General features: G+C 63.8%; 4 protein-coding genes. 1 reads left to right on the top strand and 3 read right to left on the bottom strand.

Going from position 1 to position 13,810, the window contains the following annotated elements; genetic code table 11:
* Positions 1-53 precede the first annotated feature (53 nt).
* Together ABWK72_RS19230 and ABWK72_RS19225 are read right to left on the bottom strand one after the other, a co-directional pair.
* A complete protein-coding gene (locus tag ABWK72_RS19230; protein ID WP_367871193.1) occupies positions 54-3,227 on the bottom strand; it encodes a choice-of-anchor D domain-containing protein in 3,174 nt (1,057 codons plus the stop codon).
* Between the two features lie 2 nt (positions 3,228-3,229).
* On the bottom strand, positions 3,230-6,298 hold the full coding sequence (locus ABWK72_RS19225) for a choice-of-anchor D domain-containing protein (RefSeq protein WP_367871192.1): 3,069 nt from the start codon (positions 6,296-6,298) through the stop codon (positions 3,230-3,232).
* Positions 6,299-7,123: 825 nt separating this feature from the next.
* Here ABWK72_RS19225 and ABWK72_RS19220 point away from each other — a divergent pair.
* Complete coding sequence (locus tag ABWK72_RS19220) at positions 7,124-12,184, top strand: PQQ-dependent sugar dehydrogenase (RefSeq protein ID WP_367871191.1); 5,061 nt, start codon at positions 7,124-7,126, stop codon at positions 12,182-12,184.
* Positions 12,185-12,444: 260 nt separating this feature from the next.
* Here ABWK72_RS19220 and ABWK72_RS19215 read toward each other — a convergent pair whose 3' ends face one another.
* On the bottom strand, positions 12,445-13,743 hold the full coding sequence (locus ABWK72_RS19215; protein WP_367871190.1) for a serine protease: 1,299 nt from the start codon (positions 13,741-13,743) through the stop codon (positions 12,445-12,447).
* Positions 13,744-13,810: the final 67 nt, after the last annotated feature.

Here is a 13,810-nt window from a genome sequence, read left to right as displayed (position 1 = left end):
AAGACCTGCTTACCGTTCCTGGCAGAAGGTCGCGCTATGCAAGACACACTCCCTCAGCGCGGGTCCAAGAGGTAGAATGCCTGTTGTTCGGGCGCGGCGAAATTGAACTCAAGCTTGCCCTGGCCATTGACGACCGCTTGGCCGGTGATCACGGGCAGCAAGGCGAAGTTGGAAAGGTCGGTCGATTTCTTGACCGCCACGGTCAGGGTGAAGTCGCCCGTTTCAGGATCGACCGGGGCCAGCGGCATGCCCGGGTGCATGGCCTGCAACTGTGCCACGGAATAGACCCCGGTGACATTCGCCCCGGATTGAAGGATCGCGATCAGTTCCTCGTCGTTGACCTGCCAGTCGAAGCCGAGGGCCGCGAGCCGGAGTTCGAGCACGTCGTTCAAGCCATCCCCGTCGGTATCGTGATCGCTGGCCAGTGACTGGCCGGTGAGGGTGACATCGAAGGGGCTGTTGCTCGCGGCATTGCTGGTGATCCGCAGCAGGGCCAGACGGCTGCCCACGGCGAGCGGAGAAAAGGTGACGTCGAAGGTCGCGGTCTGGTCGACCGGCAGGGTCAGCGGCAGCGAGGGCGTATCCACCACGAAGTCCAAGGTATTCCCGGAGAGCAGGGTAATGCTGGAAAGCTGGAGTGCCGCGGTGCCGACATTACGCACCGTGACCGTCTGGCTGCCGCCTTCGACATTCACCGGCGAGTTGCCGAAATGAATGCTGGCCGAGCCGCCGATCAGACCGGTCCCCGGCGGCTGCTCGACCTGCATCTGCGGTGCGGGCGGATCGGGATCGAAGTAGTAGGCCGCGCCGCGGTCGAAGCTGGTCCCGTCATCCAAGGGCGCACCGACGACGATGTTGTTGTCCTGGACGGCGACGTTGAAGCCGAAGAAATCGCCGGTCCGGTGGTCGAGGCAATCCAAGATGTCCACCGCGACCGCCGGGGTGGAGGAAGTCATGTCGTAGACATAGACACCGCCTGCATCGGGCGCTCCATTGTCGATCTCCGGCCCGCCGATCACGATGCGCGAGCCGTCGATGGCGACTGAAAAGGCGAAGGCATCCTCCGGTTCGGGGGCAGGATTATGGAGGATGACGTTGGGGGCCGTGGCGGGCAGATCCGCCAGCGCGTAAACGTAGGCGCTGCCGGCATCACGGGCCCCGCTGTCGTTCATATGGGCACCCACCACGGCCCATTGCACCGATAGGGCGACGGCGTGGCCGAAAAAGTCATCGGTGGTGGGAGCCGGATTGTCGAAGACCGCGACCGGTACCGCGGGTGTGCCGGAGGAGATGTCGTAGAGGTAGGCGCTGCCGGAATTCGGAGCGCCGCTGTCGTTGTTGTAAGCTCCCACCAGGACATTGGTCCCGCTGATCGCCACCGCGTAACCGAAGACATCTTCGATGTGAGGCGCGGGGTTGTCCAGAATGGCCACGGGCACCGTGGGGGTGCCCGAATTCAGGTCATACACATAGACGCTGCCTGCGTCCGACACGGTATTCGGCGCGACGCCGGGATCATTCCTAGAGCAGCCCACCACCAGCCGGGTTCCGGAAAGAGCGATGGTATTGCCGAATTGATCTCCGTTCCCCGCGGCGGGATTTTGAATGGTTAGAACCGGCGTGCCCGGCGTGGGCGACGAGCGGTCGTAGACATAGACGATCCCGCAATTCGTTGCGGGAACATCGTCCTGGTAGGCCGCCACCACCACCGTGTTGCCATTGATCGCCACGGCCGCCCCGAAATAGTCGTTCAAATTCGGAGCCGGGTTGTCGATGGTCAGGACCGGCTGGGTGGGATTTGGCGACAGGCGGTCGTAAATGAAAACGGTGCCGCAATTCGGATTCCCGCCCTTGTCATCGTGATGGGCACCGATGACGACGATCGAACCCCAGAGGGCGATGGCGGTGGCGAATTCTTCCTCCGAGGAAATGCTCGGTGTATTGATCGTGAGGACGGGAGCGGAGGGCGGCGCGCCGGAAAAATCGAAAACATACGCGGAGCCGACGTCGCTGCCTCCGGTGTTATCGCCGTGGGCACCGGTCGCCAGGCGGGTACCGGAGATACTCACCGAGCGGCCGAAGTTGTCGCCACTCTGCGGGGTCGGATTGTCCAAGGTGGCGAGGATCGCGGGGCTGCCGGAACTGACGTCGAAGACATAGACCCGACCGGCGTCGGCACCGCTCTGATCGTCGAGGTGATTGCCGACCGCCAGGCGGGTGTCGGACAGCGAGATCGAGAAGCCGAACTCATCGGCGAGCAAGGCGGCGGGGTTGAGAACGGTGGCCGTCGGGGAAGCCGGAGTTCCGGACGAGAAATCGTAGAGGTAACAGGCACCGGCATTGTCCGCTCCGGTGTCGTGATGGGGAGCGGCCACGGCCACCCGGGTGCCGGACGCGGCGACGGACCACCCGAAGCGCTCGTTGCTGGCCGGCGTGGCGTCGGCATAGCTTGCCTCCGGCGTCTGCGGGGTGCCGGAGGAGACATCGTAGACATAGGCGCGGCTGAGATCGCCGGTGCCGCTGTCCTGGGGTGAACCGATCACCACCCGTGTGCCGGAGATTGCCACGGACCATCCGAAGTTCTGTCCGGAAGCCAAGGGATTCGCGAGTGTGACCAGCGGCTGTTCCGGAGTCCCCGACGCAAGGTCGTAGACGTAGGCGGTCCCTGCGTCCGCATCCTCCACATCGCCGTCCGGGGCTCCCACTACCACCCGGTTGCCCGCAATGGCGACGGAATAGCCGAAGGAATCGTTTTCTCCCGGATCCGGATTCCCGAGGACGTAGGCCGGGATCGCGGGCGTGACCGAAGCCATGTCATAGACGTAGGCGATGCCGGTGTCTTCCGCCCCGGTGTCATCGTCCTTCACGCCGACCACCACCCAGTTGCCCGAGACCGCCACGGACCATCCGAAGCGGGACTGCACAAAGGGCTCGGGATTCGCGAGGCTGTGGATCAGCGCGCCAGTCGTGGCGTTGTAAACGCCAACGATGCCGCTGTCTTCCCCACCGGTGTCATCGAAGGGAGACGCAATCACGGCATACGTGCCATCCACGGCCACCGAATGGCCCAACCAAGTGTTGAGCTGCCGCGCCGTGGCCGGCGAGACGAAGGTATTCTCCAGGGAATAAGGAATCGGTGCCGCCCGCATCACGCCGCAAGCCGCGACGCACACCAGGATCTGTCCTGTGGTGGAAACGCTCGGCAGATGGTGGAAAATGGACTGCATGGTTACTTCGTTTCCAAGCGGTAGAAAGCGGCGTCGTCCGGGACGCTGAAGTGGAATTCCAGCTCACCCGCGGGAGTGATCGTCGTCTGCGGGCCGGTGAAAGGCAGCGGTTGGTAATTCTGGAAATCCGCCGACTTCAGCAGGGACAGGACGAGCTTCGCCTGACCGGTAGCGGGATTGCGGGTCAGCGCCGGGGCGGTCATCCGGAGCGCCTGCACGCGGCCGGGCTCGAAGAGGCCGCCGCCATTGGAATAGCTTTGGAAGGCCGTCACCAGTTCGGAATCGGGACTTTCCCAATCGAATCCCAAGGCAGCCATCCGCAGTTCGGAGACATCGTTCACCCCGTCACCATCGGTATCCTCGGTCGGTGAGAGGGATTGGCCGGAGAGAACGATCTGGAACAGCGCTTCGTCGGAGTCGCTGTTCTGAATCCGCAGGGTCGTGGTCCGGACGCCCGGCGCGGAGGGATTCAAAGTAACGGTGAACCGGGTGTCGTCATCTGCGGGCACCGTTGAGGTCATGCCGGAGGTGCTGACGATAAAATCAGCGGCATTCCCGCCAATCACGGAGATGCTGGAGATGCTGAGATTGGTGATGCCGGTATTCAGGATATCGATCGAAATGCTACCGCCGCCGCCGGCACCCATGGCCACCGGGCCGAAGGAAGCGGCACCGCCGCTCAGGACTTCCTGGCCGGAGACCTCGATCGCGATTTCCGGCGCGGCGGGACCGAAGACGTAGGCAGCACCCTTATCCGGGGCAGTCCTGTTATCGGAGGGGCAACCGACCAGCACCGTCAAACCGGAGACCGCGACCGAGGTGCCGAATTGGTCACCGCCGGTGGACGTGCTCTTCTTCTGCGTAGCCGACGGCAAGGTCGGCGTCGGCGAAGTCATGTTGAAGGAATAAGCGCGCCCGGAATCGGTGGGATTATTGTCCAGATAGCAACCGACTACCACCCGTGGCTCCGAAACGGCGACGGAACAGCCGAAGCGGTCTTCGAGAAGGGGATCGGGATTCGGAAGGGTTTGCCAAGGAATGGTTGGCGTTGGCCCGGCGAGGTCGAAGACGTAGACGACGCCGGCATTCACCGCGCCGGTATCCTTGCCGCTTGCTCCGATCGCCACGGTGCTACCGGAGATGCCGACGGAATTGCCGAAGCCGTCGTCGGCAACGGGGGCCGGATTGGGGAGCACGTGAAGAGGCGTGGCCGGTGTGCCACCTGCGAGATCGTAGACGTAAGCGATGCCGGCATCCCCTGCCCCGCTGTCATCCTTGACCGCGCCGACGACGACCCGGCTGCCCGAAATCGAAACCGAGCCGCCGAAGTGATCCGAGGCGACCGGACTCGGATTTGCCAAGGTATGGACCGGCAGCCAAGGCGTGGGCGAAGCAAGATTGAAGATGTAGACCGTGCCGGAGTCGGTGGCGCCAGCATCGTCGCTATCCGCGCCGACTACCACGAAATTGCCGGAGATGGCGACGCAGGTCCCGAAGCGGTCGCCGGCAGCAGGTGCCGGATTCCGCAGCACGCGGATAGGGCTGGTGTCCGGCAGATTGGCGATGTCGTAGACGTAGACCCGCCCGGTATCCTCCGCGCCGTCGTCATCTCCCGGTCCGCCGACCACCACGATAGTGCCGGAGATGGCCACCGCAGCCCCGAAATTCTCATCCATGTCGGGCGCGGGATCTTCCAGGGAGGCGAGGACCGATGTGGGTTTCGAAGCGGACAGATCGTGAACGCTGACACGACCGGCGCCCGAAGCGCCCGCATCCGAACCGGGGGAGCCGATCACAATCAGATTGCCATCGACTGCGACCGCGCTGCCGAAGCGGTCCAGCGAACCGCTCACCGGGTTGTCTAGCGCCAGCAGCGAGGTATCGGGAGTTCCGGAAGCGAGGCTGTAAACATAAGTGCAGCCGGATTCGAGGTCGCCCTTATCATCGTGCCAGGCAGTCACCAGCACGGTGGTTCCCGAGATGGCCACGGCATTCCCGAAGTAGTCGGCGACCGCGGGCAAAGGCTTGTCCGGCGAAGCGACCGGCACCGCAGGACTCGGGCCCGCGAGATCGTAGACGAATGCGGTGCCCGCATTTTCAGCGGCAGCGTCATCGCGATAGCAGCCGACCACCAGGCGGGTGCCGGAGAGCCCGACGGCGGTGCCGAAGTAGTCGTTGGGATGGGTCACCGGGGCGCTCAAGCTGAGGCGCGGCACTGTGGGGTCCGGCAGGGAGAGGTCGAAGACAACCACGCTGCCGGAGTTGAAGGACGCGGAATCGGCGCCCTCGGCACCCACGGCGACGAGATTGCCTGCCATGGCGAGGGCGTTGCCGAAGCCGTCGTCCGCCGCGGGCGAGGGCCTGCCCATGTCGCGGACCGGGACCGTCGGGGTGCCGGACTGCAGGTCGAAAATATAAACGCGCCCGGCATTCGCCGCGCCAGTATCGTCGCGGTAGGCAGCCACCGCCATCCGCGTGCCCGAAATCGCCACGGAGACCCCGAAGTTGTCGTCGTCGGCAGGAGTCGGATTCGGGATGACGAATTGCGGGAGTTCCGGCTGGCCGGAGGAGATGTCGTAGACGTAGGTGGTCCCGGAGTTGGCGGCGGAGCTGTCATCGAACCACGCGCCGACCACCACGCGGTCGCCGTCCACGGCCACCGAATGGCCGAATTGATCTTGTGCGGCCGGGTCGGGATTCCGGAGGGTGAAAAGCGGGACGGTCGGGGCCTCGGAAGAGAGATCGTAAACGTAGACGCAGCCCGCCGCGGGAAAATCGTCCACCGGGTTGCAGGAGCCCACCACCACGATCGGCCCGGAGATCGCGACGCTCTCGCCGAAATTACCGAAGGGGCTGCCGGCCGGGTTGTTCAAACGGTGGAGCAATTTGCCCGTAACCGTTTCGTAAATCTTAACCGCCCCGCAATCGAAGCCGGTTACGGGATCGATATCGTAAGACGGTGAACCCACCACGGCGACAGTGCCGGAAATCGCCACGCAGGAGCCCTGCTGCTCGAATTTTTGCGGCAGGGTCTTGGGCGCAAAGAAGGAATAGCGCAGGGTATCGGGCACTTGCGCGGGCAACGTCTCCCCTAAAGCGGCGATCCATAATAGGACGCCGACTGCACCGGGGAACGGGAAGCGGGGGGATAACCGGGACATTCGGACTCGGACTGGGGGGCAGACGAACCTTCAAGCCAAGAGCATCAAACAAGCATCTATCACGCCAAAAGTGGCGATGAAGAGGGAGAAAACAAGGGGCGGAGGGAGTCGGGGGAGGGGGTAATCATGAGGATCGATCAAGTTCCAGAACCCAAGTCCGCAAGCTTCCCTCTCTGACCGTAGCACCGGCCAAAGGGGGGGGTGGCGAACCTGAAATCGTTGTTGCGGGCTGCGCATTTCCTCCCCCAAGGACCGCGCGGAGCCGTTGTGTTCGCGGGGGTTTTAAAAAAGCCGACCCGGCGGGGCGAGCCTTTTTTCACGTAACTTGGAATCATTTTCTGTAACCTGCCCCATGGCAGCTGGCCCAGGAACGAAGCTGGAACCCTCCGATTTATCAAACGCGATCATGAGGGGACGGTGGCAGAAGAAATCATTGCAGTTTCTTGCCACCTACTCGCCCCCCCCTACGCGATCCCGTTAGGAAACCGCACTTGATTTCGGCATGTCTTCTGCGATACAGACCGCGTTCGCCCCCAACAAATCGCTTGTCTCGCCGTCCCCCCTTCGCTGCTGACAAATGATTTCGTTGATGGTCACTGTTCTAAAATAAATCGCCCTGTGCATTCCCCCCGATTGCTGCGCCCAGTAGGCCTGTGCCTGTACGGATTCACCCTTTTAACATCCGCACATTTGGCATGGGGCGCCCTCCCGCCCGGACTTGATCAGCCCGAGCCCGTGGGCGCGTACTTCAATGGCACCTTCCCGAACTCGCCGCCCGGCGACCCGTCGGGATGGGCCGTGGAGAACGCCTTCCCCAACCTGACTTTCACGGACCCGATGATGCTATCGGAGATCCCCGGATTGAACGAGTTCATGGTCGTCGGCAAGAACGGCCAGATCTGGCGCTTCCCGAAAAACGCCGCCGCGACCATGCCCCAGCGGGTGCTGGTGGCGGACCTCACGGCGCGGGTCGAGACCTCGGAAGACCAGGGCTTCTACAGCCTCTCCTTTCACCCGCAGTTCACAAACAGCAGTTCATCCGGCTACAACAAGGTCTACGTCTGCTACAACCGCCGCGCGGTCGCCGGCGTGGATGACAACGACCGCACCTACTGGACCGTCTCGCGCTTCACCTGGCTGCCGGCAAGCGGCACGCTCGATCCCGACAGCGAGTCGATCCTGATCTCGCAATACGATCCGCACCGCTTCCACAACGGCGGCGCGACCTTCTTCGGCGACGACGGCTTTCTCTACATCACCGCCGGCGACGGTGGTCTCGGCGGTGACGCGTTGGACAATTCCCAGCGCACCGACCTCGGCTTCTTCGGCGGGGTGCTGCGGATCGATGTGGATAACAATCCGGCAAAATCGCACGCGATCCGCCGGCAACCCACCGAAAGCGAGAACTGGTGGCTGGACAATCCGACCCAGGTCACCCCGAAGCCGGCGGAATGGCCGTCGAGCCACACGCAAGGCTATGGGATTCCGAACGACAATCCGTGGCTGGCCGCGAATGGCAGCGTTCTGGAAGAGTTTTACGCGATCGGCCTGCGCAGCCCGCACTCGGCGCATTTCGACCCCGTGACCGACGATATCTGGGTCGGCGAAGTTGGCGAGGCGAACCGCGAGGAGTTGGTCAAGGTGACCAAGGGCGCCAACTGCCAATGGGCCTATCTGGAAGGAACCCGTGCGACCTCCAAGAACAAGCCGAATCCGCTCACCGGCTTCGACCAACCGCCGCACTACGAGTACGACCACTCGGTCGGCAATAGCATCATCGGCGGCCCGCGCTATCGCGGCGCGAAGTGGGCGGCGACATTGGGTGGCAAGGTGATCTTCGGCGACCACGTGCGCGGCAAGATCTGGAGTTCCACGGTGCCCGCCAGCGGCGCGCCGGTGATCCAGGAACTGAACTCGAGCTTCGATACCGGCTACAAGAAGGGCCTCTGCGGGTTCTTCACGGACAGCGAGGGAGAGATCTACATGATGAATCTCGCGGGTGCCAACAACCCTGCCGGCAAGATCATGAAGCTGGCGGTGCCGGCCGTGTCCGCCGAACCGCCGTCCCTGCTTTCGCAGACGGGGGTCTTCACCAATCTTACGACGCTGGCCACGGCTGCCGGCGTGATTCCCTACGACGTGCCGAACCCGCTGTGGTCGGACGCCGCAGCCAAGAAGCGCTGGGTGATCCTGCCCAACGACGGGACCTTCAACTCCGTCGCTGAAGACATTGTCTTCAGCGACGAGGGCAACTGGGGCTTCCCGGCCGGAACGGTCTTCGTGAAGCACTTCGAGGTCAATACCGACGCCGCCAACCCAGACGCGATCAAGCGGCTGGAAACCCGCTTCCTGATCTGCACCGCGAACGGCGGCAAGTACGGCTTCACCTACAAATGGAACGCCGCAGGCACCGATGCCGAGTTGCTGGAGCAGGGGGCCGAGGAGAACTTCACCTACACCGCCAGCGGCGGCGGCACCGAGCAGCGCACCTGGAGCTATCCCTCCCGCGGCGACTGCATGATCTGCCACAACGATGTCTCCGGCCAGGCGCTGGGCGTCCGCACCGCGACCTTCAATTCGAAGTTCCACTACCCCTCCACCGGGCGCACCGCCAACCAGCTTGAGACCTTCAATGCACTTGGAGCCTTCAACGTGACCCTCACCGCGTCGCAGATGGAAAACGGGACCGAGTCCCGCCCACTGACCGACGAGACCGCGCCGCTCGAGCACCGTATTAGATCCTACCTCGCCACCAACTGCTCCCACTGCCACCAGCCGGGCGGCTCGGGCGAGGGCTACGATGCGCGTCTCGGTACGCCGCTCGAGCTGCAGAACATCATCAACGGCATCCCGGAGCGCTACGAGGCCCTCGGTCCGGACGGCCGCTACATCAAGCCGGGCGACACGGCGCATTCCGCGATCTTGGTCCGTGCTGCCGCGGTGCACAACGGCGACGCGATGCCACCGCTGGCCAAGAACCTGGCACACACTGCCGGGATCGCCGCCCTACAGTCCTACATCAGTGGTCTCGATCCCGCGGAATTCGTCGTTCCCGCCGCTCCGAAGGCCCGCTACGTGCGCGTCAAGTCCATCAACGGTAACCGGAATTTCGCCGCGATCCGCGAATTCCAGGTCCTCGATGGCAAAGGGGTCGTGATCCCCTTCGGCCAGCTTACCATCAAGGATGTCGATCTTGAGGCCGGCAGCAACACTGCCTCGAAAATCATCGATGGCAGCACCAGCAGCGCGAATTTCTGGCAGACGCCGAGCAGCCCCGCACCTGCACCGAACCACCCGCACCAGGTCACCATTGACCTCGGCTCCGTGCGCGAGTTCGGCGGCTACGTTTACTGGCCGCGCACCAGCTCGAATGGGGACGGTCGCATCGGCCAGTATCAGATCCTCTACAGCGAGGACTACGTGAGCTGGTCCACCTTCGACTCCGGCACCTGGTCCCTCACTTCCCCCGATCCGACCGTCTTCGCCCCCGGCTACAACAAGCGCGCGGCGCGCACCCAGCTCGCCGGCCCGGTGGTGCCGGTCGAAGGTGCTTTCGAGGCGACCGTGGTCTTCGACCAGGACGTGACCGGCTTCACCACCTCCGACATCACGGTGCAGAACGGCACGGTCACGGCACTGCGTGGATCCGGCTACTACTACGTAGCTAGTATTTCACCCGCGCCCGGGGCCACCCAGGTCCATGTCTCGATCCCGGTGAATGCCGCGGTGCCGGAGCCGCTGGGCAGCTTGGCCGCATCCAAAGGCACCCTCGCACCGCAGCCGCTGGGCGTGACGATCCTGCCCGACCAGCAGCCCCCGACCACCCCCGGCAGCTTCGCCGGCGAGCCGGGACTGTTTTCGGTTCATCTCTCGTGGACCGCCTCCAGCGACAATATAGGAGTGACCGGCTACAAGGTCCTGCGCAACGGCGCGGAACTCGCGACCGTCGCCGGCTTGAGCTACACGGACAACAATGTGGCGGTGCATACCCAATACAATTACGAGGTCGTGGCCCTTGATGCCCTCGACAATGCCTCGGTGGCTGCCGCGATCTCGGTGACCACCCCCAGCGATGGCGTGCCACCCACGCCGCCCGACAATCTCGCCGGCATCGCGCACCTATTCTCGATCCAACTTTCTTGGAGCCCCTCCGGCGACAACCTGGGGGTCACCGACTATCAGATCTGGCGGAACGACGCTCTGATCGCGACCGTCGCCGGCACCGGCTACACGGACAACGACCTGCTGATCGACACGGAGTATTATTACGAAGTCATCGCCCTCGACGCGGCAGGCAATGCCTCCGCCGCAGCCACGCTGACCAAGAGCACGCTGCCCGACGGCCAGGCCCCGGAGACCCCGGGCGACTTCGCAGGCATCCCGGACCTACTCTCGGTGCAGCTTTCCTGGAGCGCTGCGTCCGATAACGTGGCGGTCACGGACTACGCGGTGAGCCGGAATGGCGTGGTCGTCGCCACCGTTCCGGGCCTGAGCTTCACCGACAACGACCTGACGCCGAACACCGTCTACACCTATCAGGTCCGCGCCCTCGATGCCCGTCTGAATGCCTCCATCCCGGCGCAGGTCTTGGTGACCACTTTGGCCGATACCGAGGCTCCGAAGGTTCCCGGCGAGTTGGAAGCAACCCCCTACTTGGTCTCCGTGCAATTGTCGTGGCAGGCCTCCACCGACAACCTCGGGGTCACCGGCTACGTGGTGCGGCGCAATGGCGATCATATCGTCGCGACGGTGCCCGGCACCGGCTACACCGACAACGACCTGACCAGCGAGACCTCCTACACCTATACGGTGCGGGCGATCGATGCCGCTGGCAATACCTCGGCTGCGGCCACCATCGGCGCGACCACTCTGGCAGACGAAGAAGACCCGACGACACCCGACTCGTTCAGCGGGGATCCGAAGATGTCCTCGGTCGAATTGTTCTGGTCCGCCTCCAGCGACAACCTCGGGGTCATCGGCTACCGGCTAACGCGCGATGGCGAGCCGGTCACCACGGTCCCGGGCCTGACCTATACCGATACCGGCCTGCAGCCGGCCACCACTTACCACTACCAACTGGTGGCGGTGGACGCGAAGGGCAACACCTCGGACGAAGCATCGGTTTACATCGTCACGCTCCCGGACACGGAGGTGCCCTCGGAACCGGGCAATCTGAGCGGCACTCCCGACTTCCACTCGATGGTGCTGTCGTGGGAAGCCTCCGGCGACAATGTCGCGGTTACCGGCTATCAGGTCCGCCGCGGCACCACGGTCATTGCGACGGTCACCGGGCTGGAGTTCACCGATACCGGACTGGAGCGGGGCACCGCCTACCACTACGAGGTGCGCGCGCTCGATGAGGCCGGCAACCTCTCGCCCGCCGCGGTTCTCAACATCGCCACCTCCGGTTTCGAGGAATGGCTCGACCAGCGTGGCCTCACCGGCCAAGCGGAGGCGGACTCCGACGATGGTGGTGTGGACAACCTGACGGAATACCACCTCGGCATGGATCCGAATGATCCGCATGACGACATTGGCTTCCGCCTCGTGATCCAGCCAAGGGAAGCGAGCATCCACGTGGTCTTCCCCGAGTTGAAGCCTGCCGGCAGCTATCACCTCCACCACAGCTCCGGCCTGATCGATCTGAAGAACGTCTCGAAGCGGATCGAAACCCTGACCCGAGCGCAGATCGGAGCGATGACCCCGGAGCAGCGCCTCGGACATAGTGTCGATGTGCCGAAGTCGGAGGGGGCTGGTTTCTTCCTGCTGATCTTCGACCCGCCAACGGCGGAGTGAGTGGATCGAGCTAGTTTTAGCGCCCGGAGGCTCGATGGGTTTCCGGGCGTTTTTTTGCTCGCCGTCAGATTTCCCGAGGAGCCTCCAGAACGCGGTCTCCCCAAGGATCTGCCGGTTCGGTTCTTAGCACCGGAGGTGCGTCGGAGCTTGGTGAAACGGAACCACCGGTTGGGGTCCTCCCTTCTCTCCTGCCTTCCTCCTGTTCAAAAAACCAACGCTCAGACAGCGGGAATTCGCGCGGCGTCCCAATCCGCTGCCCCTCACCGAAGATCGAGAAGCGAGCTTTCGTAGACCTTGTCGATTTCCTCGCGACTGCGGACCTCCTTTTCGGCAAGGTCGCGGTGAAACCAAGCGAAGCCTTCCACATTGAAGCTGGCGAGTTGGCTCTTCGAGCGGTGCCGCGCGCTGTCCAAGACGCCGCGCAGGCGCCGCTTACGATCGGTCTCGCTGAATTTCTGGCCACCTTGGCGTTGCTCTTCAATCCACGAATCCAAGGCGGTGATGTCGCGCGCGAGCGGATTCGCGGAGAGGCGGCGGAAGACCTCGTCCTTCCACAGCGAGGGCTTGAGGGCCGCGATCATCAACTCCGACTGTTCCTGAACCGCCAGGATCGCCTTGCCCTCCTTGAGGAAGGTCTCCACCGGGACTCGTTTCCAGTCCCAATGGCGGTCGAGACGGCAGCCGAAACGACGCACGGCCGAAAAGCGGGTATCCTTGGCCCAGCGGTCCTCGCGGGCCGCGGTGAGGTGAGTGACCACCCCCAGGGCCCGGCCGCTCGCGGCATCCAGAATCGGGCCGCCGCTGTTGCCTTGGATCACTTCGGCATCGATCTCGATGGAGGTCGGACCCACGCCCAGGACCTTGCCTCTTTCAAAGCCGACCGTCCCGGCACCTGCGGCATTGCCGGAAGCGAGCACTTCCGAGCCGACTTTTGCCAAGCCGCCTTCCGGAGCAATCTCCAGGCAATTGGCGACCGGTTCATCCACCGGTAGTCGCACGAGGTCCGCACCTTCCGCCGCTTCCAGATCTCCGAACTTCCGGACGATGCTGCCATTGCGTAGCTTCACCTGAAGCTTGGTATTCCCGGAGATGACGTGGGCGGCGGTGTAAAGATAGATCCGGTCTTCCGTCCGGCAGAAGAAGCCCGTGCCATTCGAGCGATCGCCCTCCACCACGGCAATCGACTCGGCCGGGGGAGCCGCCGGCGACGGAGGCAGGGCAAGCGGCTCTTCAGGCTTGGCCGCCTTTAGACCGATCGCGGCTTGAAACCCGAACAGGTCCGCCCAAACCGCCGGACAATCCGCGACAGCCAGCTCGGCATCGCCGCCCGCGTGGTGAAAGCGCACCGCGTCCGCAGTCACCTTCTTGATCACCACATCGCGGTAAGTTTCCCCCGATCTAGCCTTCACCCCGTCGAAAAACATGCCCGCGGCATGCTCGCGGACAAGTGCCCGCAGACGTGCATTCTCGGCCTTCAAGCTGGCGGCCTCGTCCGCAAGGGCAGGCAGCGCAAACACAAGGCCCAGAAATCCGGCGGCAAGGCGGGGGACTCCGGTCATTCCGGGAGGATGCACGCGCCGCCGCGTGGTGCAATCCGGAAGAGCGCCAAGATGATGCAGCAGGAGT

Source organism: Luteolibacter sp. Populi, assembly GCF_040801775.1.
Classification (GTDB): Bacteria; Verrucomicrobiota; Verrucomicrobiia; order Verrucomicrobiales; family Akkermansiaceae; genus Haloferula.
The sequence above is the reverse complement of the archived record's forward strand: the minus strand, read 5'-3'. Positions and strand labels throughout refer to the sequence as shown.

Coding starts and splice junctions, on each gene's coding strand:
- ABWK72_RS19230 (WP_367871193.1), bottom strand. CDS start 3,227: ATGCAGTCCATTTTCCACCATCTGCCGAGCGTTTCCACCACAGGACAG.
- ABWK72_RS19215 (WP_367871190.1), bottom strand. CDS start 13,743: ATGACCGGAGTCCCCCGCCTTGCCGCCGGATTTCTGGGCCTTGTGTTT.